General features: G+C 71.5%; 22 protein-coding genes, 1 tRNA gene and 1 pseudogene. 9 read left to right on the top strand and 15 right to left on the bottom strand.

Annotated features, from left to right (window positions below):
• Positions 1–61: 61 nt before the first annotated feature.
• From NMK34_RS04385 to NMK34_RS04370, 4 genes and pseudogenes are all read right to left on the bottom strand, one after another.
• Positions 62–1,042 (bottom strand): ribose-phosphate diphosphokinase, encoded by a 981-nt coding sequence (locus NMK34_RS04385; protein WP_013283956.1) that lies wholly within the window; start codon positions 1,040–1,042, stop codon positions 62–64.
• A gap of 56 nt (positions 1,043–1,098) precedes the next feature.
• Positions 1,099–2,622 (bottom strand): annotated as a pseudogene (gene glmU, locus NMK34_RS04380) (bifunctional UDP-N-acetylglucosamine diphosphorylase/glucosamine-1-phosphate N-acetyltransferase GlmU); the annotation flags it as partial.
• 73 nt (positions 2,623–2,695) lie between these two features.
• A tRNA-Gln gene (locus NMK34_RS04375) sits at positions 2,696–2,766 on the bottom strand.
• Positions 2,767–2,813: 47 nt separating this feature from the next.
• Positions 2,814–3,554: a resolvase gene (locus tag NMK34_RS04370; protein WP_318332309.1), complete on the bottom strand. Its 741-nt coding sequence runs from the start codon at positions 3,552–3,554 to the stop codon at positions 2,814–2,816.
• Between the two features lie 72 nt (positions 3,555–3,626).
• Here NMK34_RS04370 and NMK34_RS04365 point away from each other — a divergent pair, with 72 nt between their 5' ends.
• Positions 3,627–4,295, top strand: coding sequence for a TetR/AcrR family transcriptional regulator (locus NMK34_RS04365; protein ID WP_013473950.1), 669 nt, complete (start codon positions 3,627–3,629; stop codon positions 4,293–4,295).
• Between the two features lie 29 nt (positions 4,296–4,324).
• Here the strand turns inward: NMK34_RS04365 and NMK34_RS04360 are convergent, their stop codons facing one another.
• From NMK34_RS04360 to NMK34_RS04335, 6 genes are all read right to left on the bottom strand, one after another.
• Positions 4,325–4,792: a DUF4383 domain-containing protein gene (locus NMK34_RS04360; RefSeq protein WP_262012617.1), complete on the bottom strand. Its 468-nt coding sequence runs from the start codon at positions 4,790–4,792 to the stop codon at positions 4,325–4,327.
• 116 nt (positions 4,793–4,908) lie between these two features.
• Positions 4,909–5,364 (bottom strand): DUF4383 domain-containing protein, encoded by a 456-nt coding sequence (locus NMK34_RS04355; RefSeq protein ID WP_318332308.1) that lies wholly within the window; start codon positions 5,362–5,364, stop codon positions 4,909–4,911.
• Positions 5,365–5,461: 97 nt separating this feature from the next.
• Complete coding sequence (locus NMK34_RS04350) at positions 5,462–7,261, bottom strand: ABC-F family ATP-binding cassette domain-containing protein (protein WP_318332307.1); 1,800 nt, start codon at positions 7,259–7,261, stop codon at positions 5,462–5,464.
• A 64-nt stretch (positions 7,262–7,325) separates the two neighbouring features.
• Entirely contained in the window at positions 7,326–8,279 is a 954-nt protein-coding gene (locus tag NMK34_RS04345) for a 4-(cytidine 5'-diphospho)-2-C-methyl-D-erythritol kinase (RefSeq protein ID WP_318332306.1), read from the bottom strand.
• An 86-nt stretch (positions 8,280–8,365) separates the two neighbouring features.
• A complete protein-coding gene (gene rsmA / locus NMK34_RS04340) occupies positions 8,366–9,235 on the bottom strand; it encodes a 16S rRNA (adenine(1518)-N(6)/adenine(1519)-N(6))-dimethyltransferase RsmA (RefSeq protein WP_318332305.1) in 870 nt (289 codons plus the stop codon).
• A 103-nt stretch (positions 9,236–9,338) separates the two neighbouring features.
• Complete coding sequence (locus NMK34_RS04335) at positions 9,339–10,247, bottom strand: IS5 family transposase (RefSeq protein WP_318332304.1); 909 nt, start codon at positions 10,245–10,247, stop codon at positions 9,339–9,341.
• Positions 10,248–10,272: 25 nt separating this feature from the next.
• Here NMK34_RS04335 and NMK34_RS04330 point away from each other — a divergent pair, with 25 nt between their 5' ends.
• Positions 10,273–10,914, top strand: a complete 642-nt coding sequence (locus NMK34_RS04330) for a phosphotransferase (RefSeq protein ID WP_412098848.1) — start codon at positions 10,273–10,275, stop codon at positions 10,912–10,914.
• 162 nt (positions 10,915–11,076) lie between these two features.
• Here NMK34_RS04330 and NMK34_RS04325 read toward each other — a convergent pair whose 3' ends face one another.
• A complete protein-coding gene (locus NMK34_RS04325) occupies positions 11,077–11,385 on the bottom strand; it encodes a hypothetical protein (protein ID WP_318332302.1) in 309 nt (102 codons plus the stop codon).
• Between the two features lie 179 nt (positions 11,386–11,564).
• Here NMK34_RS04325 and NMK34_RS04320 point away from each other — a divergent pair, with 179 nt between their 5' ends.
• Entirely contained in the window at positions 11,565–12,131 is a 567-nt protein-coding gene (locus tag NMK34_RS04320) for an NUDIX hydrolase (protein WP_318332301.1), read from the top strand.
• A gap of 3 nt (positions 12,132–12,134) precedes the next feature.
• On the opposite strand, the gene NMK34_RS04315 is transcribed toward NMK34_RS04320, so the two are convergent.
• Positions 12,135–13,547 carry a helix-turn-helix domain-containing protein gene (locus NMK34_RS04315; RefSeq protein WP_114919828.1) on the bottom strand — a complete coding sequence of 471 codons (1,413 nt, stop codon included), beginning with the start codon at positions 13,545–13,547 and terminating at the stop codon, positions 12,135–12,137.
• 149 nt (positions 13,548–13,696) lie between these two features.
• On the opposite strand from NMK34_RS04315, the gene NMK34_RS04310 reads away from it, so the two are divergent.
• Positions 13,697–14,035: a hypothetical protein gene (locus NMK34_RS04310; RefSeq protein WP_318332300.1), complete on the top strand. Its 339-nt coding sequence runs from the start codon at positions 13,697–13,699 to the stop codon at positions 14,033–14,035.
• An 802-nt stretch (positions 14,036–14,837) separates the two neighbouring features.
• On the opposite strand, the gene NMK34_RS04305 is transcribed toward NMK34_RS04310, so the two are convergent.
• The gene (locus NMK34_RS04305) at positions 14,838–15,743 is read right to left on the bottom strand and encodes a TatD family hydrolase (RefSeq protein ID WP_318336268.1); all 906 of its coding nucleotides are present in this window, start codon (positions 15,741–15,743) and stop codon (positions 14,838–14,840) included.
• Between the two features lie 81 nt (positions 15,744–15,824).
• Between NMK34_RS04305 and NMK34_RS04300 the strand changes: the two genes are divergently transcribed.
• Together NMK34_RS04300 and NMK34_RS04295 are read left to right on the top strand one after the other, a co-directional pair.
• Complete coding sequence (locus NMK34_RS04300; protein ID WP_318332299.1) at positions 15,825–17,069, top strand: hypothetical protein; 1,245 nt, start codon at positions 15,825–15,827, stop codon at positions 17,067–17,069.
• A gap of 60 nt (positions 17,070–17,129) precedes the next feature.
• Positions 17,130–17,981 carry an alpha/beta hydrolase gene (locus NMK34_RS04295; RefSeq protein WP_318332298.1) on the top strand — a complete coding sequence of 284 codons (852 nt, stop codon included), beginning with the start codon at positions 17,130–17,132 and terminating at the stop codon, positions 17,979–17,981.
• Positions 17,982–18,039: 58 nt separating this feature from the next.
• Here the strand turns inward: NMK34_RS04295 and metG are convergent, their stop codons facing one another.
• The gene (gene metG / locus NMK34_RS04290; protein WP_318332297.1) at positions 18,040–19,842 is read right to left on the bottom strand and encodes a methionine--tRNA ligase; all 1,803 of its coding nucleotides are present in this window, start codon (positions 19,840–19,842) and stop codon (positions 18,040–18,042) included.
• Positions 19,843–19,969: 127 nt separating this feature from the next.
• On the opposite strand from metG, the gene NMK34_RS04285 reads away from it, so the two are divergent.
• Positions 19,970–20,800, top strand: coding sequence for a hypothetical protein (locus NMK34_RS04285; RefSeq protein WP_318332296.1), 831 nt, complete (start codon positions 19,970–19,972; stop codon positions 20,798–20,800).
• Positions 20,801–20,860: 60 nt separating this feature from the next.
• Here NMK34_RS04285 and rsmI read toward each other — a convergent pair whose 3' ends face one another.
• Complete coding sequence (gene rsmI, locus NMK34_RS04280) at positions 20,861–21,700, bottom strand: 16S rRNA (cytidine(1402)-2'-O)-methyltransferase (RefSeq protein ID WP_412098942.1); 840 nt, start codon at positions 21,698–21,700, stop codon at positions 20,861–20,863.
• A gap of 92 nt (positions 21,701–21,792) precedes the next feature.
• Here rsmI and NMK34_RS04275 point away from each other — a divergent pair, with 92 nt between their 5' ends.
• Positions 21,793–23,463, top strand: coding sequence for a dolichyl-phosphate-mannose--protein mannosyltransferase (locus NMK34_RS04275; protein WP_318332294.1), 1,671 nt, complete (start codon positions 21,793–21,795; stop codon positions 23,461–23,463).
• A gap of 339 nt (positions 23,464–23,802) precedes the next feature.
• Positions 23,803–25,095: a VWA domain-containing protein gene (locus tag NMK34_RS04270; RefSeq protein ID WP_318332293.1), complete on the top strand. Its 1,293-nt coding sequence runs from the start codon at positions 23,803–23,805 to the stop codon at positions 25,093–25,095.
• The last annotated feature ends 2 nt before the right edge of the window (positions 25,096–25,097 follow it).

Here is a 25,097-nt window from a genome sequence, read left to right as displayed (position 1 = left end):
CCGCCGGTTCCGCAGGGCATCGGCCCGGCCGCCGGGAACTCCCGGCGACCGGACCGCACGCTCAGCTCAGGCCACCGAACAGGGTGGTCACCGAGCCGTCGTCGAAGACCTCCCGGATCGCCCGCGCCAGCAGCGGGGCGATCGACAGTACGGTCAGCTTGTCCAGCTGCTTCTCCGACGGCAGCGGCAGCGTGTTCGTCACCACGACCTCGCTGATCGGGCTGTTCTTCAGCCGCTCCGTCGCCGGGTCGGACAGCAGCGCGTGGGTCGAGGCGACCACGATCTCCGCCGCGCCCTGCTCCTTGAGGATGTCCGCCGCCTTGGTGATCGTGCCACCGGTGTCGATCATGTCGTCCACGATCAGGCACACCCGGCCCTCGACCTCACCGACCACCCGGTTCGCCACCACCTGGTTCGGCTTGAGCGGATCGCGGGTCTTGTGGATGAACGCCAGCGGGCAGCCGCCCAGCCGGTCGGTCCAGCGCTCGGCCACGCGTACCCGGCCCGAGTCCGGCGCCACCACGGTCATCGGCCGGCCCGCGTACTTGTGCTCCACGTACTCGGCCAGCACGTCCATCGCGAACAGGTGGTCCACCGGGCCGTCGAAGAAGCCCTGGATCTGCGCGGTGTGCAGGTCCACGGTCAGGATCCGGTTCGCGCCGGCGGTCTTCAACAGATCCGCGATCAGCCGCGCCGAGATCGGCTCCCGGCCACGGTGCTTCTTGTCCTGCCGCGAGTACGGGTAGAACGGCAGTACCACGGTGATCCGCTTGGCCGAGCCGCGCTTCAGCGCGTCGACCATGATCAGGGTCTCCATGACCCAGGTGTTGACGCCGTGCGTCACGGACTGCACCACGAAGGCGTCCGAACCACGTACCGAATCCTTGTACCGTACGAAGATCTCGCCGTTGGCGAAGTCGTACGCGTCGGCCGGCGTCGGCGCGACGCCGAGCACCTCACCGATCTCCTTGGCCAGCTCCGGAAAACCCCTCCCGGAGAAGAGCATCAGGCTCTTGCGGTTTTCGGCGACGATGCTGCCCATGGGCCCGTCTGCTCCCGTATGTCGGTGGTACCCGGCGGCGGTGGGGCCGGGGACTGTTCGGTTGCAGTATGCCCCCGGTTCAGCGATCCACCCACGGCCCGCCGATCCCCGTGGATTCAGTCACCTTCGCTTGCGGCGCCGCCCGTGTCCGACGCACCCTCACCGGCCCGCCGCGCCGCCTCCGCGGCGTCCGTACCGGCCCGCTTGCGCAGCACCCAGCCCTCCACGTTGCGCTGCTGGCCACGCGCCACCGCCATCGCACCGGGCGGCACGTCCCCGGTGATCACCGAACCCGCAGCGGTGTACGCGCCGTCGCCCACCCGCACCGGCGCCACGAACATGTTGTCCGCTCCGGTACGGGCGTGACTGCCGATGGTGGTGTGGTGCTTGCGTACCCCGTCGTAGTTGACGAAGACGGTGGCCGCGCCGATGTTGCTGTGGTCGCCGATCGTCGCGTCGCCCACGTACGACAGGTGCGGCACCTTCGACCCGTCACCGATCGACGCCTTCTTGGTCTCCACGAACGTGCCGACCTTCGCCTTGCGGCCCAGCCGCGACTCCGGCCGCAGGTACGCGTACGGGCCGACGCTCGCCTGCGGGCCCACCTCGGCGCCGAGCGCGTGGCTGCGCACGATGCTCGCGCCCGCGCCCACCACCGTGTCCACGAGCGTGGTGTCCGGGCCGACGAGCGCACCCTCGCCGACCACCGTGGCGCCCTGGAGCTGCGTGTTCTGGTCGATCACCGCGTCCCGCTCGACGGTCACCGTCACGTCGATCCAGGTGGTGTGCGGGTCGAGGATGCTGACCCCGGTACGCATCCAGCCCTCGTTGACCCGGTCGCGCAGCAGCCGGCGCAGCGCGGCCAGCTCGACCCGGTCGTTGCAGCCGAGCGTCTCCACGTGGTCGGTGGCGCAGTGCACCGCCACCGGCTCGCCGGCGTCGCGCAGCAGCGCGAAGACGTCGGTCAGGTACTCCTCGCCCTGGTCGTTGTCGGTGGAGAGCTTGCCCAGCGCCTCCCGCAGCCGGGTCGCGTCGAACGCGTAGATGCCCGCGTTGATCTCCCGCAGCGCGCGCTGCTGGGGGGTGGCGTCGCGCTCCTCGACGATCTGCTCCAGGTGCCCCTGCACGTCCCGCACGATCCGGCCCAGGCCGGTCGGGTCCGGCACCTCGGCGGCCAGCACGGTGGCCGCCGCGGCGGCGTCCTCGTGCGCCTCGACGAGCGCCTGGACCGTCTCCGCCCGCAGCAGCGGCACGTCCCCGTTGATCACCACGACGGTGCCGGTCGCGTCCGGCACCGCGTCCAGCGCGATGCGGACCGCGTGCCCGGTGCCGAGCTGGCGCTCCTGGAGCACCGGCGTGGCACCCGGGGCGACCTCGGTCAGGTGTTCCCGGACCTGGTCGGCGCCGTGGCCGACCACGACCACGGTGCGGTCTGCGCCGAGCGGACCGGCCGCGGCGAGGACGTGACCGAGGAGGGTGCGGCCGAGCAGCGGGTGCAGCACCTTGGGCAGGGACGACTTCATCCGCTTGCCCTCACCGGCGGCGAGCACGACAACGGTGCGGAGGTGGGGCTGGGACACGACGTGGCTCCCGTCGGGACGGCGACAGTCTCGCGGTCATGCTAACCACGCGACGGAGGGCAAACAGCAGAAGCTCCCGGGAGAGGATTCGAACCCCTATAATCAGGACCAAAACCTGACGTCCTGCCATTAGACGACCCGGGATGGTCGAAAACGGGCAAATCGTATTGCGCCCGCCGGCTGCCTACACCTTACCGGTCACGAGGTGGATCTTCATTGCTCATTCCTTTCATGATCCCTTCGATCCTCCAATAGAGACGGGTTCCACCCACGACGTGCACGGTCAGGCAGCCGCGGTAGTCGGCGCCGACGTTCTTGCGCCTGGTCAGCGGCCGGTGCCTCTTGATCGTGGTCGGCTGGAAGCTCTCTGCCGGCACGCCTACCCGAGCCGCCCACCACCGCACCGCAGCCGTCTCGTCCGCCGTCTCGTGGATGCTCACCCGGAACCTCCGGTCCTCGACCGGCACCTCGACGGCGTCCAGGAAGCGAAGGAAGAGCATCACCAGCAACGGATCGCTGTTGGCGAACTTGATCCGGCAGTCATTCGGACGCCAGGGCTTCGCCTTGCCACCCTCACACCAGTAGATCGCCGCGCCGATCAGCAACAACTCGCGCCGGTCGAGGCGTCGCACCCAGTCCGCCGACGCGGCCACCGCCTCGGCCCGGGCCGCGTCCCGCGCCGCCCGGTGCGCGCTCCACTGCGCGTCGGCACGCGCCTGCTGGGCGACCCGCCGGCGTCGGCGCACCAACTCCGGATCCAGCGGCATGTGCCGAGTCCACAGGTATGCCGTGGACTTCGAGACGTCGAGCACCCTCGCGATCTCCCCCACCGGTGAGCCGGCTCGCCGCAGAGCCAGCGCCCGTGCATACAACTCCGGCTTCCACCCCCGGTAAGAGGGCGGACGGGTAGCGGATTCATCACCGAAGGCCACCAGCGCAGATTAGAACGGGCGTACGACAGCGGCCGGTCTGACCAAGAGCGTCGCGCCTGGCAGGATGGACGGGTGACCGACGTTTCCGGCAGCGACCGCGCCCGGCGGCGGCCCGTGCCGGCGGCGAAGCCCTCCCGGGTGCGGATGTCCGCGACGCAGCGGCGCGAGCAGTTGATCTCGATCGCCCGGCAGATCTTCGCCGAGAAGGGCTTCGACGCGACCTCGATCGAGGAGGTGGCGGCGCGCGCCAAGGTCTCCAAGCCGGTGGTCTACGAGCACTTCGGCGGCAAGGAGGGGCTCTACGCGGTGGTGGTGGACCGGGAGGTCCGCGCCCTGCTGGACCGGATCACCACGGCGTTGACAGCGGGCAACCCGCGGGAGCTGCTGGAGCAGGCCGCGCTGACACTGCTGACCTACATCGAGGAGGAGACCAGCGGGTTCCGGGTGCTGGTCCGTGAGTCGCCGCTGATGTCGGCGACGGGCAATTTCAGCAGCGTGATGAACGACGTGGCGCACCAGGTGGAGCACATCCTGGCGGGCGAGTTCTCCATCCGGGGGTACGACCCGAAGCTGGCGGAGCTGTACTCCCAGGCGCTGGTGGGCATGGTGGCGCTGACCGGCCGCTGGTGGCTGGAGGTGCGCAAGCCGCGCAAGGAGACGGTGGCGGCGCACCTGGTGAACCTGGCCTGGAACGGGTTGTCGCACCTGGAGTCGAAGCCGGGCCCCATCCCCCGGGGCTGACGCCGCTTCAGCACACGACGGCAGCCGGCTCAGCGTTCACCGATCGGGTGGTACCGGCGCTGCCGCTCCTCCTCGGCGTGCTCGGCGGTGCCGACCTTGTCGTAGAGGCCGGTGGCGAGCAGGACCAGCCCGAACAGCAGCGACACGATGACCGTCGACATGGAGAAGTTCAGGAAGTTTGCCGAGGTCTGCAGCACCGACATCATGAGGATGCCGGTGACCAGGAAGACCACGCCGGCGGTGAGGTTCATGTAGTGGCCGAGGTTGTCGCGGCGGGACGCCCCGACCAGCAGGACCGCGCCGAACACCACGGAGACCAGCGAGAAGGCCAGGTTGGTGCGCAGGCCGAGCGCCCAGTCGCTGTCCCGGCCGAACAGCCCTTCGCCCCAGGTCTGGAAGACGCCGAAGACGCCGAAGACCAGGATGTAGAGGCCGATGAGCCCGGACAGCACCCGGTAGAGCGGCCGCGCGGGGTGGTTCACCGGGAAGTGCGCCATGATGCCCTCCAGCCGTGTGACTGATTCGGGGCAATTGTCGCTTGGAATGTCCGTCGGCGTCCGGAGAACACCGAAGGCCCGGCGCAGCGCGCCGGGCCTTCGGGTACGAGACGGGATCAGAGCACCAGGCGGGCTTTCTGCCAGGCCTCGTGCTCGTCGTCGGAGCCGACCTTGCCGTACATGCCGACCATCAGGAGCACCAGCGACAGCGTCAGGACCACGACGTCGGTCATGATCGAGAAGTTGAAGATGTTGGCGTCGGTCTGCAGGAACGCCAGCGCGGCCAGGCCGATCACCATCAGCGTGTAGGCCAGCCACTGGTTGATCGCCACGTCGAGGTTACGGCCGATCGCGGTGCCGGCCAGGATCACGACGCCGAACAGCACCGACAGCAGCGAGAACGCCATGTTGGTGCCCTGGCCGAGGACCTTCGTGTCGTCCTGGGCGAGGAAGTCGTTGCCGGCGCTGGCGATGACGCCGAGGCCGCCGAAGACGACGAAGTACAGACCAACGAGCCCGCCGATCGCCCGGTAGATCGGCCGCGCGGGGTGGTTGACGGGGGTGTGGGCCATCTCTGCGTCTCCAAAAGACCGTTCGGACGAGGGTTCCACGGGTGATTGTCCCGTACGCCGGTCAGTGACGCCGCACACCCCCCACCCCGGCGGCAGGTCAGCCGCCCGGGAGCTCCTCGGCGAGGGCCAGCCAGGTCTCCTCGGTGCGGTCCCGCTCGGCCCGTACCTCCTTGAGCTGGGCGTCCAGCTCGGCGACCCGGGCGTAGTCGGTGGCGTTCGCGGCGAGCTGCTCGTGCAGGCCCGCCTCCTTCTGTTCGAGCTTGGCGATCTGCCGTTCCAGCCGGTTCAGTTCCTTCTTCGCGACGCGTACCTCGGCCGCTGACATGCCCTCGCGCGCCGGCGCCGCCGTGGCCGGGGTGAGGTCGGCGGGCGCCGGGCCGCCGGCCGCGGCGGCGCGCGCGAGGTATTCGTCGACGCCGCCGGGCAGGTGCACCAGCCGGCCGTCACCGAACATGCCGTACGCGACGTCGGTGACCCGCTCGATCAGGTAGCGGTCGTGGCTGGCCACGACGATCGTGCCGGGCCACGAGTCGAGCAGATCCTCCAGCGCGGCGAGCGTGTCGGTGTCCAGGTCGTTCGTGGGCTCGTCGAGCAGCAGCACGTTGGGTTCCCCGGCGAGCAGCCGCAGCATCTGGAGGCGGCGGCGCTCACCGCCGGACAGGTCGCCCACCGGGGTCCAGAGCCGCTTGTCGTCGAAGCCGAAGATCTCGGCGAGCTGGGCGGCGCTGATCTCCCGGTCGCCGAACTGCACACGCCGGGCCACCTCCTCGACGGCTTCCAGCACGCGCAGGTGGCCGGGGAGTTCGGCGAGTTCCTGGGACAGGAACGCGGGCCGGACGGTCTGCCCGGCGGCGAAGCGCCCACCGTCGGGGCCGGTCACCCCGGCGAGCATCCGCAGCAGCGTGGTCTTGCCGGCACCGTTGCGGCCGAGGATGGCGACCCGGTCGCCGGGACCGACCTGCCAGGTGGTGTCGTGCAGGATCTCCTTCGGGCCGGCGTGCAGCCGGACGTGTTCGAGGTCGTACACCTGCTTGCCGAGCCGGGCGGTGGCGAGCCGTTGCAGCGACATTGTGTCGCGGGGTTCCGGCACGTCGGCGATGAGCGCGTTCGCGGCGTCGATGCGGAACTTGGGCTTGGAGGTGCGTGCGGGAGCGCCCCGGCGCAGCCAGGCGATCTCCTTGCGGAGCAGGTTCTGCCGGCGGGCCTCGGTGGCGGCGGCGACGCGTTGCCGCTCGACGCGGGCGAGCGTCCACGCGGCGAAGCCGCCCTCGTACGCCCGGACGGTCTGGTCGGCGACCTCCCAGGTGGTGGTGCAGACGGCGTCGAGGAACCAGCGGTCGTGGGTGACCACGACGAGCGCGCCCTTGCGGGTGACGAGGTGCCGGGCCAGCCAGTCGACGCCGCCGACGTCGAGGTGGTTGGTGGGCTCGTCGAGGACGAGCAGGTCGGCGTCGCGGACCAGCAGCGCGGCGAGCGCGACCCGGCGGCGTTCCCCGCCGGACATCGGGCCGACCGGCGTGTCCAGGCCGAGGTGGGGCATGCCGAGGCCGTCGAGGATGGCGCGCACGCCCGCGTCGCCGGCCCACTCGTGCTCGGCGCCCATGCTCTCGCCGAGCCAGGCGGTGCCGAGCACGACGTCCCGCACGGTCAGCTCGGGGGCCAGGTCCAGGCGCTGCGGCAGCCAGGCCACCCGCAGGTCGCGGCGGTGCGTGACGCGGCCGTCGTCGGGTTCCTCGGTACGGGTCAGCAGCCGCAGCAGCGTCGACTTGCCGGCGCCGTTGAGACCGACCACACCGACCCGGTCGGCGTCGTCGAGGCCGAGCGAGACATCGGTGAGCAGCGGCCCCGCGGCGCCGTACCCCTTGGACACCCGGTCCAGGTTGACGATGTTGGCCACTGACCCACCCTTCATGACTCAGGCGTCCCGGGGCCCGGGACGCCTGAGTCAAGGGTACGGGGCGTCAGACCACGCGGGCGCCGGCGACCGGGCCGTGCGCGACACGGACCTCCCGGCACACCCCGGCGGCGGTGATCTCGGCGGCGATCCGGACCGCGTCTGCCTCACCGGTGGCGAGGAAGACACAGGTGGGCCCGGAGCCGGAGACGATGCCGGCGAGCGCGCCCGCGGCCTCGCCCGCCTTGAGCGTCTCGGCCAGCGACGGGCGCATGGTCAGCGCGGCGTCCTGGAGGTCGTTGCCGAGCGTGGCGGCGAGCACCCGCGGGTCGCGCTGACGCAGCGCGGCGAGCAGCGCGTCGGTGCTGCCCAGCGGCGTGCCGGCGGCTCCGGCGTCGCGCAGCCGGTCCAGTTCCCGGTACGCGGCCGGGGTGGACAGGCCGCCGTCGGCGATCGCCACCACCCAGTGCCAGGACGTCGGGCGGGCCAGCACCGGGCTGACCGCCTCGCCCCGGCCGGTGCCGAGCGCGGTGCCGCCGTGGATCAGGAACGGCACGTCGGAGCCGAGGTCGGCGGCGATGCCGGCCAGCTCGTCGCGGGACAGCCCGGTGCCCCAGAGCGTGTCGCAGGCGACCAGTGCGGCGGCGGCGTCGGCGCTGCCACCGGCCAGCCCGCCGGCGAGCGGGATCTGCTTGCGCAGGTGCAGCCGGGCGTGCGGGGCGACGCCCGCGTAACCGGCGAGCGCGTGCGCGGCGCGCAGCGCCAGATTGGTGTCGTCCAGCGCCAGCTCGCCGGCGCCCTCACCCTCCATGGTGAGGGTGAGCGTGTCGCCGCGACGGGCGGTCAGCTCGTCGTAGATGGAGATCGCGTGGTAGACGGTGTTCAGCTCGTGGTAGCCGTCACGCCGCAGCGGTCCGACCCCAAGGTGCAGGTTGACCTTGGCGGGCACCCGCACCTTGACCGGGCCGTTGGCCCCGCGCCGCTGCCCGTCCTCGTCCCCCGGTCGCCATGCCTCGGTCACCGGCTGGACTCCACCGGACGTGGGCGGATGTCGAACGGCTTCGGCACGGTCAGCTCCTCGGCGAGGGGTCGGGCAACGGCGCCAGCCTACTGCTCGCCGCCGGGGGCGTCCGGGGCCGACGCGGCGATGGCGGCGAACTGCTCGACGGTGAGCGATTCGCCCCGCGCGGACGGGTCCACGCCGGCAGCGGTGAGCGCCGCGGCTGCTCGGTCGGCGCCACCGGCCCAGCCGGCCAGGGCGGCGCGCAGTGTCTTGCGGCGCTGCGCGAACGCGGCGTCGACGACGGCGAAGACGGCTTTCCGGGGTACGTCCGGCCGGGGCGGCTCGCGCCGGGTGAAGGCGACCAGACCGGAGTCGACGTTCGGCACCGGCCAGAACACGTTCGGCGGGACCTTGCCGGCGGCCCGGGAGCGGGCGTACCAGGCGAGTTTGACCGACGGGATGCCGTACACCTTGGAGCCGGGACCGGCGACGAGCCGGTCGGCGACCTCCTTCTGCACCATCACCAGGCCGTGGCGCAGCGTGGGCAGTTCGGCGAGCAGGTGCAGCACGACCGGCACGGCGACGTTGTAGGGCAGGTTCGCCACCAGCGCGGTCGGCGCCGGGCCGCCCAGGTCGGCTGCGGTGACCCGCAGCGCGTCGGCCGGGTGGACGGTGAGCCGCTCGGCGGCCGACCCGGCGAAGCGGGCGGCGGTCTCCGGCAGCGCGGCGGCGAGCGCCGGGTCGAGTTCCACAGCGTGTACGTGCGCGGCGACCGGGAGCAGGGCGAGCGTGAGCGAGCCGAGGCCGGGGCCGACCTCCAGTGCCACGTCGTCGGGGGTCAGCCCGGCGGTGGTGACGATCCGGCGCACGGTGTTGGGGTCGTGCACGAAGTTCTGGCCGAGCTTCTTGGTCGGCGTGACGCCGAGGCGCGCGGCGAGTTCCCGGATCTCCGCCGGGCCGAGGAGTCCGGTCACGCCACGTAGCGTAAGCGCCCCCGCCCGCGGGGAAGGAAGGGCCCCTTGTTAACGCCTCGCGATATGGAAGGGCCCCTTCTTAGTGAGCGTTTGAGAAGCCGGTTCAGGTGCTGGTTGCCTGGGCCGGTTTCGTGTTGCGGGCCAGGCGGGTGACCATGACGTGGATCATGGCCCAGGTGACGAAGGCGGCGTGGCTGGCGGGTAGGTGTTCGTAGTCGCGGACGCAGCGGCGTTTCTTGCTGATCCAGGCGAAGGTGCGTTCGACGACCCAGCGGCGGGGCAGCACGACGAAGGTGTGTTGTCCGGGGAGTTTGCGGACCAGGTGCACGGTGAGGTCGAGGGCGTGTCGGGCCCAGGTGCTCAGGGTGCCGATGTAGCCGCCGTCTGCCCAGATCAGGCGCAGGCCGGGGTGGAACAGTCGGGTGCGCCAGAGCAGGTCCCGGGCGATGCTGCGGTCATTGACGTGCGCGCCGGTGACCATGACGGCCAGTAGCAGGCCCATGGTGTCCACGACGATGTGGCGTTTACGGCCGTTGACCTTCTTCGCGACGTCGAACCCGCGGCTGCGTCGGGGCACGGTGTCCGCGGCGCGCACCGATTGGGAGTCGATCGCGCCGGCGGTGGGATGCCGGTGTCGTCCGGCGGCGGTGCGGCACTGCTCCCGCAGCCGGTCGTGCAGGCGCATCAACGTGTGATCATCGCGCCACCGGGCGAACCACCAGTACACCGTGCCTGGTGGCGGGAACTCTCGCGGCAGGGCCCGCCACGGGCAGCCAGTGCAGGTCACATACAGAATCGCCGCGACGATCGCCCGCATCGGATGCGCCGGTGGCCTGCCCCGACGACCCCCTACCGGCGGCGTGACCAGCGGCGCGATCAACGCCCATTGCGCATCGGTCAGATCACCGGGATACCGCCGCCGCGCCGCCCGTTCCCGCTCCCGCCGAACCCGCTGCGGCGGATAACGGCGGGGCGAAGCGGACTGCGCATCGACGATCGGGTACAACGACATCAGAAGGCCCTCGGCACGGAAACGGTTGGCTCGACACCACCGGACCTACCGAGGGCCTTCCCTCACCTCCAACACGACACGCCGCCCAACCCCACCACTTCTCAAACGCTCACTTAGAAGCGTGACGATCAAGGATGCCGATCGGTTTGACTGGGTCGATGCGCGGGCACCACATTTGGCAGTTCGTCCTTGGGTTCGACCCTCAGTGGCGGCCGCCCTTGCGGGGTACGAGGCGCTTGATGTCGGGTCTTTGTCGTGGGGCCTGCTACACACCGATCCGGCTCCAGAGGCATTCCGGCTCGACCGCAAGACGGGAGAGTGCGGACTGATCGACTGGAGTATCGCGATGAGCGGTCCGCTGCTGTACGACCTCGCGTCGGCAGTGATGTATGTCGGAGGCATCGATAACGCGGACTACCTGGTGGAGGCATACCTAGAGAGCAAGACGATGACGCGCGCCGAGGTGGAACACGGCTTGCTGGCCATGCTCCGGTTTCGGTGGGCGGTGCAGGCTGACTACTTCGCCCGTCGCGTCGTTACCGACGATCTGACCGGAATCACGAGCGCAGCCGACAACGAAGTGGGCCTGGAGAATGCGCATCGATGGCTCGGCCGCTTGGCGGCCAAAGAGCCTTCGGGGGCACACAGGGGGCACAAGACAGCGTGAAACGTCGGCAACCAGCCACTAACAGCGTAAGCCCAAGATGTGGCGTGACAAGCCTGCCGACTGGGTCGCCGCCGGTCATGCGAGCGCCCGTCTATGTTCTGCTTCAACGTCTGAGCACCAGCGCAGCGCGGGTGCCTAGGATTTGCGGGTGACCCCGACTCATCACGCCGTTGAGATGGAAGACCTGCCCCGGCTGCGCAGCTCCTGGACGATGGAGCCGACGTCGAGGACCCGGACGAGCACGGCATAACTCTGCTGCATCATGCCGTGGATGTAGAGGGTGATGGTGCCCTCCAGAGAGGTGGGCCTCTCCACGTGGAGGTGACTGTCCTGCTGCTGATCCGAGGTGCGAGGCTCGACGTCGTCGATCGGGAAGGCCGCACGCCCTTGGACTACGCCCGAGCTAATGGACATTGGCCGGCCATCGAGCTGTTCGAGGCATGGCGGCGTCGACAGCAGCCGTGACAGCAACGGGCCTGGATGGACCCGGCCGGGGTCGGTGTAACACGGACGGTCGATCGAGGCGACGGTCCGGGACGCCGCCGGATGACGCGCCCGGAACTACAAGCGAGGGGTCGAACGCCGGGGTGGTGCGACCAGCAGATGCCGCCTGTCGCGCAGGTGATGGGGTCGGCGCGGATACTGGCGAGGTGGTGGAGAAGCAGGCGACGGAGTTGACCCGGTGGACCATCCACGGCGAGCGGGTCGTGGACGACACCCGGCGGGCGCGGCTGAGTATCGCCGAGGTGGAGTTGCCGGACGGGGTGCGTTTCGAGCAGTACGTGATCCGGGCTCCCCGGTCGGCCATGGTCGCCGTACTGGACGACCGGGAGCGCTTGCTGTTGATGCGGCGGCACCGCTTCGTGTTCGACCGGTGGGTGTGGGAGTTGCCCGGCGGCTATGTCGATGACGAGGAGCACCCGGCGCAGTGCGCGGTGCGGGAGGTCGAGGAGGAGACCGGCTGGCGGCCCCAGGCGGTGGAGCCGTTGCTGTCCTTCCAACCGTGGGTCGGCACTGCCGACACCGAGAATCTGCTCTTCCTCGCCCGGCAGGCCGAGCACATCGGCACACCCGTGGACGTCAACGAGGCTGAGCAGGTCGCCTGGATTCCGCTCGACGAGGCGTACGGGCTGGTGTCCCGGGGTGAGATCGTTGGTGCCGGCACGGTGATTGCAGTGCTGGAGCTGGTCGCGCGCAAGGCCCGCGGGGAGCTGTAGGGGTCAGCGTCGGGGGCCGAGGGTGGCGTCGATGCGGCCGCTGAAGTGCCGGACGGCGGGTAGTCGCCGGTGTGGAGCGAGTTGGGATTGCAGGTCGCGCAGGTAGCGGACGGCTCTGGCGGACCGTAGCTGGCTGGTCAGGGTCAGGGCTTCTGCGCCGATGGCGCAGGCCCGGTCGGGTTGTCCCTGGTGGGCGTGGACGCTGGCGAGTAGGGCGAGGTTGAAGGCTCGGCCGCGTACGTAGCGGTTGTCCATGCGCAGGGATCGGGCGGCGAAGCGTTCGGCGTGGGTGGTGTGGCCGAGGGCGTGGAAGCAGTGTCCGAACTTGGCTGACAGGTACGCCTCGTCGAAGTAGCTGAGCCATTGCGGGTCGGTGCTGCGGTCGGCGCGGTCGAGGGCTTGTTCGGCCTGATGCAGGGCGGTGGCGCAGGCTCGTTCGTCGTTAGCTTTGGCCAGGGCGTGGGCTTCCATGACGTGGGCTTCGGCGGTCAGGACGGGGATTCCGGCGCGGCGGGCGGTTCGGCCGGCGGCGCGGGCGAGGTCGAGGCCGGTGGCGGTATGGCCGAGGTAGGTGGCCTGGTGGCTCATCGCCGCGAGGATCTCCGCGCCGAGGCCATCGTCTCCGGCGGCGTGGGCGAAGTCCAGGGCGAGGGTGAGGTACCGCTGGGCGATGCCGTGTTCGGCGGTGTCGTATGCCTGCCATCCGGCGAGCTGGGCCAGTTCGGCGGCGGCGCTGAGCAGCCGTTGACCGGTGGGGTGGTTGTACCGGCCGTCGGTGAGCAGCGGGGTCACCTCCTGGTGGAGGTAGCGGGCGACGGTGTCGCGGGCGTGCCCGCCGCCGTACTGGTTGTCCAACTGGCGGTAGGTCGCGGTCATGGCGCGGATGGTGTCAATCTCGGGTTGACCCACGGTGTTGCGTCCGCGTTGGGTGACCGGGGCCGGATCGGGGGCGGTGAGCCAGCGCAGCGCCGGCAGAGTGTAGCCGGCGGAGCTGAAAGCCATCTGCCGGAATACGTCTCGACGGTTCACGTCACCTCGCCAAAGCTCTGCGGCACTGCGTACGTCGTCTTGCCAGGTCCGCTTGGCCGGCGGCTCGCAGGGGATGCGTTGTTCAGGAGCGGCCGGCGGCGCGGCCTGCCGGGGTGCCAGGCCCATCGTGATCCGCGCCTGGTCGGGCATCCGGCAGCCGTCGGCGATCCGCTCCAGCACATCGATCGAGGTGACCTTGCGTCCGGCCATGATCCGGCTGACGTAGCCCTGTTCCAGCCCCACGGCGGCCCCGATCCGGCTCTGACTCGCCCCGGTGAGACGGGTGATCCAGCGGAACAGCCTGCCGATGTCGCGGGCTGCCAGGACGGTCAGCACCTCGCCATGCGACCACGCATCCTCCGGTATCCGCAGCGGATCGAGCAGCACGGCAGCTCCCAGCGTCGCGTTCCGACTACTCAAGGTGTTCCGGCCGACAGCCTATGGCGACTCGTTCCCGCTGGTCGAGCCGTCCCATGTCACCGTGACATGACCGCTGGCCATGGAACGGGCCCCCGGTCGGACGCGATCGTCGGCGCATGTCCTTCGATGTCGAGAACCCGCCCGTGGAGCCGCCTGCCGGGTGTCAGCACCGTCTGCTGTGGCGACTGGCCCGCGCACTGTGGGAGGCCCACCGACCCGACAGCGCCGGCTTCTGCGTGGCCACCGGCTGCTGGCACACCAACCAACGCGACCCCTGTCGGCTGGCCCAACTCGCCCGGGAGGGGATGCGAACCGCCTGCGGCGAAGCCACCCCGGCCTCGCCGCCCTGGATCGTCGTCACCCGAGAACGCCTGGCGGCCGGAGACATCGACCCCGTGGATGCCGTCGCCGAAGCCCTCTGGCACCACCGCCACACCCGCAGGCCGGGGCGGTGACCGATGGGAGTCATCTACACCTCGACAGCCTTCCGTGAGTACGCCAGGGCGCAGGTGGCCCACGCGGACATCCTGTTGACCAAGCACTCCGAATCGGCCCTGAGCCTGTGCCGCTGTGGTCGACTCCATCCCTGCGACGACCGCCAACACTGGCTACGGATGCGTGCCCACTTCGGGCGGTTCCTCGTCGACGGGCGGTACAGCAACGAAGTACAGCAACCCCACCCACCGAACCCACCCACGAACGGCCCCAACACGCCGGATGACCTCGCATGACACCCGGTCCGACCGGCTCGCCGACAGTTCACACCGAAGAGGTCACTGGTTCGATCCCAGTATCGCCCACCGTAGATGTACGCAGGTCAGAAGCCCGTTGCCGAAACCATCGGTAACGGGCTTCTCCGCTGTTGCCCCTTAAATTGGGAGCAGATTGGGAGCAGGGCGTTCCGCAACGGTGGCCGACCCTTGGCGGGCTGGCCAGTACTGAGCCATTTTCATCGTGACGGCGCAGGTCACGGGCGGTGTGGGAGGCCGGTGTCCAGGTAGGACGAGGCTCCCGGTAAGACAGCAATCGACCAATCACCGGGATACCGCCGCCGCGCCGCCCGTTCCCGCTCCCGCCGAACCCGCTGCGGCGGATAACGGCGGGGCGAAGCGGACTGCGCATCGACGATCGGGTACAACGACATCAGAAGGCCCTCGGCACGGAAACGGTTGGCTCGACACCACCGGACCTACCGAGGGCCTTCCCTCACCTCCAACACGACACGCCGCCCAACCCCACCACTTCTCAAACGCTCACTTAACGCCACGGCCCGAACGCGCGCTCACCGTTCGTGGAGAGGGCGGCGCAGAGGGCGTCCACGTCGGTGCCGGTGGTCTCGGCGAGGAAGCGGGCCGTCAGCGGGATCAGGTACGACGCGTTGGGCCGTCCCCGGTACGGCATGGGGGTGAGGTAGGGCGCGTCGGTCTCGACGAGCATCTGCTCCGGCGGCGTGACGGCGGCGGCCTCGCGCAGCGCGGCGGCGCTGCCGAACGTGACGGTGCCGGCGAAGCTGAGCAGGAAGCCGCGCCGGACGCACTCGCGGGCGAAGTCGGCGTCGCCGGAGAAGCAGTGCATGACCACGGTGTCCGGGGCGCCCTCGTCGTCGACGATGCGCAGCACGTCGGCGTGCGCGTCCCGGTCGTGGATGACCAGCGCCTTGCCGTGCCGCTTGGCGATGGCGATGTGCACCCGGAAGCTCTCCTCCTGCGCGGCCCGCCCGTCGTCGCCGGTACGGAAGAAGTCCATCCCGGTCTCGCCGACGCCGCGGACCCGGTCCCGGCCGGCGAGCGTCTCGATCTCGCGCAGCGCCTCGTCCAGGTCGGCCAGCCGGGGCGCCTCGTTCGGGTGCAGCGCGACGGTGGCGAGCACCGGGGCGTACCGGTCGGCGACGTCGGCGCCCCACCGGGACGAGTCGACGTCGACCCCGACCTGGACGAGCCGGTCCACGCCGGCCCGGGCGGCGACGTCGATCGCGGCGGCCACCGGGTCGTCGCCGGGGGCACCGCCCGGCGGGGGGCCGAATTCGCCGACGGTGATGTCGAGGTGGGTGTGGCTGTCCGGCACGGGTACGGGCAGCGGCTCGGGGGCGGGCGGGAACTCCCCGGCCCGGCGGGCGGCGCGCTGCTTGCGGGTCTCGGTCTGCTCGGTCATCGCGGCCAGCATCACACACCGGCCCGGTGCGGCGTTCCCGGACCGCCACCGGCTGTTCACATGCCCCACATCTGGCGGGCTTAGCGTCCTGGAGTGACAATCACCGACCAGGCCGGCGGGCCCGCCTCCGACCGGGCCGGGTTGCGCGTGACGTACGGCGGCCGGGTGCATCCGGCGGAGGAGATCGCCCGGGGCGCGGCGTACGAGTTGTTCAGCGCCGACGAGGCGCCCGGGTTCGAGTGGTGTCCCCGGCCCGGCACCGGCTATCCGTGGCGGCGGTTCGTGCACGCGACCGAGGTGGACGCGGTGCACGGCGGCGCGGGGTCGGCGGACGACACGGACGCGCCGCTGCTGATGCCGGTGCACCGGGACCGGGGCTGGGAGTACGTACACCGGCTCAGCCAGCAGCCGGGGGCGGCGGGTGACCCGACGCTGGCCGCAGTGCGGGCGTCGGCGGTGATCCGGCCCGGCACCCGGATGGTCAAGGTGCTCTCCGCGCGGCAGCTCGCCGGCTACGTGCGGGGCGTGCTGCCGCACGGCTTCTGCTACCGGGAGCACGACGTGGCGCACCTGCGGACGCCGGCCGGGATGGCGGTGCTGCGGGGCGACTCGGAGGGCGGCGACGTGGCGTACGCGCTGCGCTGGCGGGCCGCCGACCCGGCCGACTACGACGTGCCGGTGGGTGCGGCGCACCGGGGGCTCACGGCGTTGCCGCCCCGGGATCGGCTCGGGCCGCCGGTGCTGGGTACCGGGTTCGTGCCGAGCAGCGCGCAGCTCGTACCGGAGTTCGTCACCCGGGAGTTCGCCGACCTGCCGATGCCGGCGAACGCCACGCTGCTGGCCTACCCGGCCGAGGGGGTGGAGGTGGTGCTCTACACCTACCAGGCGGAGCAGCGGGGCTGGCTGCGCCTGGCCGGTCCGCAGTGGCGGCACCTGCTCGCCGCGGTGCCCGGCCTGGCCGCCGACCAGGAGTACGTGCCGACCGGCGAGGCGCCGCGCTCCACCCGGCTGGTCGGCACGTACGCGGGTTCGGAGTACGAGGCGGTGGCCGACCAGCCGGGCGGGTTCCGGGTGCTGGCGATGACCCGGGCGGCCCGGTACCCGGTGGACGCGCCGGCCCGCCGGGTACGCACGGCGGCCTGGCGCGGGGTGCCGTGCCTGGTGCTGCGGGAGGAGGGCGGCTGGCTGCGGTTGCGGCTGCGCCGCCCCGATCCGGACGCGGTGGCGGCGACGGGCGCGCAGTGTCTGGAACGCGGCGTGTACGAGGTCTGGGCGCCCGGCGCCGAGCTGACCGACGACCGGGTGGTGGACCTGCCCTATCCGGGCCGCCACGAATAGACGAGGGCAGGTCGGGAAGGCGTGGGGGGTCCGAGAACCCGCGCGAGGGGGAATCCCGACATGCCTTTCGTCACCGTCGGTACGGAGAACTCCGCACCCATCGACCTGTACTACGAGGATCACGGTTCCGGTCAGCCGATCGTGCTGATCCACGGTTTCCCGTTCAACGGGGCGACCTGGGAGAAGATGAGCGGTCCGCTGCTGAACGCCGGATACCGGGTGATCACGTACGACCGGCGGGGGTTCGGCAACTCCGCCCAGCCGGCCATGGGCTACGACTACGACACGTTCGCCGCGGACCTGGACGTGTTGATGACCGAGCTGGACCTGCGCAACGCGATCCTGGTCGGGCACTCCATGGGGACCGGTGAGGTGACCCGCTACCTGGGCGCGTACGGGTCGGATCGGGTGGACCGGGCGGTCCTGATGGCCCCGTTGGCGCCGTACCTGCTGAAGGCGCCCGACGACCCGGAGGGCGTCGACAAGAGCATGTTCGACGGGTTCCAGAAGGCGATCATCCAGGACCGGTTCGCCTACCTGACCCAGTTCTGCGACGCGTTCTTCAACGCCAGCGAGAACCGGGGGACGCTGGTCAGCGACGAGGCGTACCACGCGCACTGGCAGATCGGCGCGCAGGCGTCGGCCAAGGGCACCCACGACTCGGTGGACGCCTGGCAGACCGACTTCCGCGCCGACCTGCCGAACATCAACGTGCCGGTGCTGATCATCCAGGGCGACAAGGACAACGTGCTGCCGTTCCCGGTGACGGGCCAGCGGCTGGTGAACATGCTGTCCGACGCCAAGCTGGTCACGCTGAAGGGTGCGCCGCACGGCACGCCGTGGACCCATCCCACCGAGGTCAACAAGGCCATCATGGAGTTCATCGGCAAGCCGAGCATGGCGACCGCCTGACCCGGCGGATGACCGCGGCCCCGGGGAGATCCCCGGGGGCCGCGGTTCGCGCGCGTGTTCAGCCGGCCAGGCGGGCCAGCTCCTCCTCGACGATGGACGGGTCGAGCTTGCGGAACACCGGCTTCGGCGCCGCGAGCGGCCGGCCCACTTCCAGGGGTACGGACTCCCAGCGCGCCCCGACCGTGTAGTCACCGGTCAGCACCGGGTACGACGGCCCGCCGTCGAGGTCGTCGACCTCCTCGATCACCGGCATCGGCGCGTGCACGCCGGTGCCGCCGAGCAGCTCGTGGATCTTCTGGGCGGAGTGCGGCAGGAACGGGGTGAGCAGCGTGTTGGCGTCGCTGACCACCTGGAGCGCGACGTGCAGGATGGTGCCCATGCGGGGCTTGTCGTCCTCGCCCTTGAGCTTCCACGGCGCCTGCTCGGAGAGGTACTTGTTGGCCTCGGCGACGACCTTCATGGCCTCGCCGATGGCCTGCTTCTGCCGGTGCCGGGCGATCAGGTCGCCGACCAGGCCGAAGCCGGCCCTCGCGGTGTCGAGCAGCGCCCGGTCGGCCTCGGTGAGCCCGGCCGGGTCGACCGGCGGGATCGCGCCGAAGTTCTTCGCCGCCATCGACACCGACCGGTTGACCAGGTTGCCCCAGCCGGCGACCAGTTCGTCGTTGTTGCGGCGGAGGAACTCGGCCCAGGTGAAGTCGGTGTCGTTGCTCTCCGGGCCGGCCACCGCGATGAAGTAGCGCAGCGCGTCGGCGTCGTAGCGCTCCAGGAAGTCCCGGACGTAGATGACCACCTTGCGGGAGGAGGAGAACTTCCGCCCCTCCATGGTCAGGTACTCGCTGGACACGACCTCGGTGGGCAGGTTGAGCCGGCCCAGTTCGCCCGGCTCGCCGTCGCGGGCGCCCTCACCGGAGTAGCCGCCGAGCAGCGCCGGCCAGATCACCGAGTGGAAGACGATGTTGTCCTTGCCCATGAAGTAGTAGGAGCGGGCATCCTTCCCTTCCCCGTCCGCCGACCACCACTTGCGCCAGGCCTCCGGGTCGCCGGTGCGGCGCGCCCACTCGATGGACGCGGACAGGTAGCCGATGACCGCGTCGAACCAGACGTAGATCCGCTTGTCCGGGCGGTCGCGCCAGTCGTCGAGCGGGATCGGCACGCCCCACTCCAGGTCGCGGGTGATGGCCCGGGGCTGGAGGTCGTCGAGCAGGTTGCGGGAGAACCGCAGGACGTTCGGGCGCCAGCCGTCGCGGGTGTCCAGCCACTGCCGCAGCGCGTCGGCCAGGGCGGGCAGGTCGAGGAAGAAGTGCTCGGTCTCGACGAACTCCGGCGTCTCCCCGTTGATCTTCGACTTGGGGTCGATCAGGTCGATCGGGTCGAGCTGGTTGCCGCAGTTGTCGCACTGGTCGCCGCGCGCGCTGTCGTAGCCGCAGATCGGGCAGGTGCCCTCGATGTAGCGGTCGGGCAGCGTCCGGCCGGTGGACGGGGAGATCGCGCCCGTGGTGACCTTGGGGACGATGTAGCCGTTGCGGTAGAGACCGGTGAACAGCTCCTGCACCACCGCGTAGTGGTTGCGCGTGGTGGTGCGGGTGAACAGGTCGTACGACAGGCCCAGCGCCCGCAGGTCCTCGGCGATCACCCGGTTGTAGCGGTCGGCCAGCTCGCGCGGGGTGACCCCCTCGGCGTCGGCCTGCACCTGGATCGGGGTGCCGTGTTCGTCGGTGCCGGAGACCATGAGCACGTCGTGACCGGCCATCCGCATGTACCGGGCGAAGACGTCGGAGGGAACGCCGAATCCGGATACGTGGCCGATGTGGCGCGGGCCGTTGGCGTAGGGCCAGGCGACCGCGGCGAGAACGTGACTCATGAGCAGCAAGCCTAGTGATTGACGTGGGTGCGCCGCGAACCAATGGGGTGCGCGCTCCGACCGTACGTCCGATTTGTCGCCGACACGCGGCGTGAGCTGCCCGACAAGCTCGACGTACCGGTGTGAAATGAACATCGTGACCAGTAGACCAGCGGCGCCCGAGCCGTCGGCCGCCGCCACCCGGCGTGCGGCGCGGCCCGCGCCGCCCGGCGGACCCGTCGCCCCGCAGCCGCGGCTCGACCCGGCGGACCCGCCGGTGGAGGTGGAGCCGACCACCGGAGCGCCGGTGGACGCGGTGCCGAACCGCGTGCCGGTACGTCAGCCGCGCTGGCAGCGCGAGGCCGCCTCGTCCGGCGGCTGGGCGCCGATCGAGGAGGTGCACTGGGACGGCACGCCACTGCGTGACGAGCCGCGCCCGCGTCCCGCCCGGCACCCGGCGCGGCGGGAACGCGCCCGCCCGGTCGCGCCGCCGAGTCCGCCCGCCGGGCTGGCCGTACTGCTGACGCTGAGCCTGCTCGCCGCGTTCTTCGCCTGGGTGAGCGCCGGGCCGTTCTGGCTGGCGGTGGGGCACTCGACCGGCGGCACCGTGATGATCACGCAGTGCGCGGGCGGCGGGCTCACCCAGCGCTGCCGGGGCATCTTCTTGGCCGACGGCGACCGGTTCCAGGCCCACGGGGTACGGGTCAGCGGCGTACCGGCCGGACGCACCGACACCGGCAGTTCGCTGCGGGCGCGGATGACCGGGCCGGACGGGTCCACCGCCTACGCGGACACCGGGGTCGGACGGCACCTGCGCTGGCTGCTGGGGCTGGCCCTGGTGGCCGGCTGCGCCGCCGGAATCGCCAGGTGGACCGGGGCGACACGGCTCGCTGACGAACGGCAGCGGCGCTGGGCGGTCGGCCTGGCGCTGGCCGGGCCCGCGTTGATCACCGTCGGTTTCCTGGCCGCCGCCTGGTGAGGTGAGGCGTTAAGAGGGGGCCCTTCCTCTACCGCAGGCGTTAAGAAGGGGCCCTTCCTTTCAGCTGTGCACGACGGCGTACACCTCGCGCCGCCGCAGCCCGTACGCGGTGGCGACCTCGGTGATCGCGTCCCGCCGGGACAGCCCGGCCGCCTCGCGCTCGGCCACCGCCGCGCGCAGCGTCTCGTCGTCCGGCCGGACCGCGGGCGTGGCCGGTGCGCCGGCCACGACGAGCGTGATCTCACCCCGCGGGTCGCCCTCGGCGGCCCACTCGGCCAGTTCGCCGAGCGGCCGGCGGACCACTTCCTCGTACGTCTTGGTCAGCTCGCGGCACAGCGCGGCGGGCCGGTCCGGACCGAACGCCTCGGCCAGATCGGCGAGCGCACCGGTGATGCGGTGCGGCGCCTCGAAGAACACCAGCGTGCGGTCCTCGGCGGCGAGCCCGCGCAGCCGGGAACGGCGGGCCCCGGGGGTACGCGGCAGGAACCCCTCGAAGCAGAACCTGTCGCAGGGCAGCCCGGACAGCGCCAGCGCGGTGGTGACGGCGCTCGGCCCGGGCGCGGCGGTGACCGGCACACCGGCGTCCAGCGCGGCCCGCACCAGCCGGTACCCGGGGTCGGAGACGCTCGGCATGCCGCCGTCCGTGACCAGCGCGACCGTGTAGCCGGCGGCGAGCACCTCGGCCAGTTCGGGGGTGCGCCGCTCCTCGTTGCCCTCGAAGTACGAGACGATCCGGCCGGGCACCGTCACGTCCAGGTCGCGGGCCAGCCGGGTGAGCCGCCGGGTGTCCTCGGCGGCGACCACGTCGGCGGCGGCCAGCACCTCGCGGAACCGGGCGGACGCGTCGGCCGGATTACCGAGCGGCGCACCGAGCAGCACGAGCCGCCCGACCTCGGACATTTCCCCCACGGCGTGTGCTCCTTCATCGAAGGTCGTACCAATTTCGGAGACGACAGACGCCACCGGGCACCCTCGCAGCCTACGATCGCCGGGTGACGAGTGCGTCGACAGCACAGAGCGCGAACCCGGACCCTTCCACCACCGACCGGGGCGACGGCGCCGGGCGCGGGCTTCCCGCCGCCGTACGGCGCCGGCTCGCCACCGTCGACGACCGCATCGGCCGAGGTCAGGCGTGGCTGGCGACAGCGGTGGTGGTGGCCGTCGCGGCGATCCTGCGCTTCGTGGGGCTCAGTTTCCCGCCCGGGAAGATCTTCGACGAGACCTACTACGCCAAGGACGCGTACGGGCTGATCGACCGCGGCTTCGAGTGGAACTACAAGGACAACGGCCCCTCGTACGTGGTGCATCCGCCGCTGGGCAAGTGGATGATCGGCATCGGCGAGTGGGCCTTCGGCTACCAGGACGCGGACAGCGGCGTCTCGGTGCCGGGCCACCTGATCACCACCTCGCCGGAGTTCGGCTGGCGGTTCGGCGCGGCCGTGGCGGGCACCCTGTCGGTGCTGCTGCTGGTCCGCATCGGGCGCCGGATGTTCCGCTCCACGGTGCTCGGCTGCGCGGCCGGCCTGCTGCTCGCGCTCGACGGATACCACCTGGTGCTGTCCCGCACGGCCATCCTCGACATCTTCCTGCTGCTGTTCGTGCTCGCCGCGTTCGGCGCGCTGGTGCTCGACCGGGACGCCCGGCGGCGGCGCTGGGCGCGGGCGCTCGAGGGCGGGCTCGACCCGACGCAGCCGGGCCGGGCCGGCCGGCCGTCGTCGGGCTGGCGGGACTGGCCGTGGTGGCGGCTGGCAGCAGGTGTGCTGCTCGGCTGCGCCTGCTCGGTGAAGTGGAGCGCGCTCTACTTCGTACCGGCGTTCGCGTTGCTGGTGCTGCTCTGGGAGGTGGGCGTCCGCCGCTCGTCCGGGGTACGCCGGCCGTGGCGCGACGCCGTGCTCGACGAGCTGCCGTGGCTGCTCGCCGCCGGCGTGCTGATGGTCGTGACCTACGTGGCGACCTGGTCGGGCTGGCTGCTCGGGCAGGAGGGCTACTACCGCCTGGCGGAGCGCTACCCGAACAACCCGGAGCTGAGCGACACCCCGTTCATCGGGGCGCTGATCAACCTGTGGGAGTACCACAAGGCGGCGTACGGCTTCCACACCCAGCTCGACGACCCGCACAAGTACCAGTCCTGGCCCTGGCAGTGGCTGCTGCTCGGCCGCCCGGTGGCGTTCCACTGGTCCGGGGACGGCAGTTGCGGCGCGCCGAGCTGCGCCTCGGAGGTGCTGCTGCTGGGCACGCCGCTGCTGTGGTGGTCGTTCCTGCCGGCGATCGCCGCGACCGCCTGGCTCGGCCTGGCCCGGCGCGACTGGCGGGCGGGCGCGATCCTGCTCAGCGCCGCGGCCGGCCTGCTGCCGTGGTTCTGGTTCGCTCTCGACGGCCGGACGATGTTCTCCTTCTACGCCGCGCCGGCGGTGCCGTTCCTGGTGCTGGCGGTGGTCTACGTGCTCGGCGCGATCGCCACTCCCGAGCCGGTGTCGAACACGGCCGCGCCACCGGACCCGCAACAGGTCCACGACAGGCGGCTGGTGGGCGGGATCATCGCGGGCGCGTACGTGTTGCTCGTGGCGCTCTGTTTCGCCTACTTCTACCCGATCTTCGTGGGCCGGGTGCTGCCGTACGCGGACTGGTCGGCCCGGATGTGGCTGGACGGCCGCTGGATCTGAGGCGGGGGGGCCGGGCGCCTGCGTGGCGCCCGGCACGGCGCGACGCGGCGCTGCGCGGCGCCTGACGCAAAGAAGCGCGCCCCGATCGCCTGCCACGGGGGAAGCGGGCGATTGGGGCGCGCAAGACAGAGCTTAACCACACTCCGGCAACGGCACAACGGGTGCGGGCCGGTCAGATTTCCGACGAGTGCACCACCGGCCGAAAGGTTTACATGGTGCAGCTAACGGTGGGTGGCCGAGCGCGACAGTGACGGCTCCGGCGGACGCCGGAAACGGGCCTCCGGTGGGCACCCGCGACCCGGATGATCTTCCAAAGTGGATCTCACTACACTTCGCCCGGTGATCAACAAGAGACGATCGACGGCCGTCCTCATCGGACTGCTGGCGGCGGCCGCGATGATCGGGCCGAGCCCCGCCGGGGCCGACGACGAGACCACCGAACCCGTCGCCGAACCACCCAAGGTCGAGCTGGTCCTCGACGTCAGCGGATCGATGCGGGCCCGCGACATCGACGGCCGCAGCCGGATCTCCGTCGCGCAGCAGGCGTTCAACGAGGTCGTCGACGGCCTGCCGGACGAGACACAGCTCGGCATCCGGGTGCTCGGCGCCACCTACCGGGGCAAGGACAAGAAGCAGGGCTGCCTGGACACCCAGCAGATCGTGCCGGTCGGCCCGGTGGACCGTCCCCAGGCCAAGGCCGCCGTCGCCGGGCTGCGCCCGACCGGTTTCACCCCGGTCGGGCTGGCGCTGCGCTCCGCCGCGCAGGATCTCGGTACCGGCAGCACCGCCCGCCGGATCGTGCTGATCACCGACGGTGAGGACACCTGCGCCCCGCCCGATCCGTGCGAGGTGGCACGCGAGCTGGCCGCCCAGGGCACCCGCCTGGTCGTCGACACGCTCGGCCTGGCGCCGGACGAGAAGGTCCGCAAACAGCTGCTCTGCATCGCCGGCGCGACAGGGGGCACCTACACCGCCGCGCAGAGCGCCGACGAGCTGACCGGCCGGATCAAGCAGCTCGTCGACCGCGCCCGGGACACGTACACCGCCGCCCCGGCGGTGGTCGGCGGCGGCTCGGCCTGCGAGGGCGCGCCGCTGCTCGCCCCCGGCGTCTACAGCGACCGGGAGGCGTTCTCCGAGCACCGCTGGTACCGGGTGCCGGTGCGCCCCGGGCAGGAACTCCGCGCCTCGGTCAGCGTGGCGCTGGACCGCCCGGTCAACCCGGACTACGGCGTGCTGCTGCGCGCCACCGCGCCGGACGGGCGGGAACTGGTCCGGGGCGTCGACGCGGGCAGCGGGCGTACCGACGTGGTCTCCGCCGGACTGCGCTGGTCGGCCGCCGAAGAGGAGGAGGACGGCCCGAGCCCGGAGCCGAGCGCCGGCACGGAGCAGTCCGTACGGACCGTCTGCCTGGTGGTCAGCAACTCGTTCGCGGCCAAGCCCGGCACCCAGGCCCGTCCCGGCATGCCGGTCGAGCTGACAGTCGACGTGGTGGCCGCCTCCCCCGCGCCGGACGGGCCGGACCTCGGCCGCGGCTGGGTGCTGCTGCTCCTGCTCACGCTGGCCGGACTGCTCACCGGGCTGCTCGCCGGACTGCTCACCCGCTGGTGGGTGCACACGTGGAGGACGAACTGAGC

It is taken from the genome of Micromonospora sp. BRA006-A, from assembly GCF_033433935.1.
In the GTDB taxonomy this organism is placed as follows: domain Bacteria; phylum Actinomycetota; class Actinomycetes; order Mycobacteriales; family Micromonosporaceae; genus Micromonospora; species Micromonospora aurantiaca.
The sequence above is the reverse complement of the archived record's forward strand: the minus strand, read 5'-3'. Positions and strand labels throughout refer to the sequence as shown.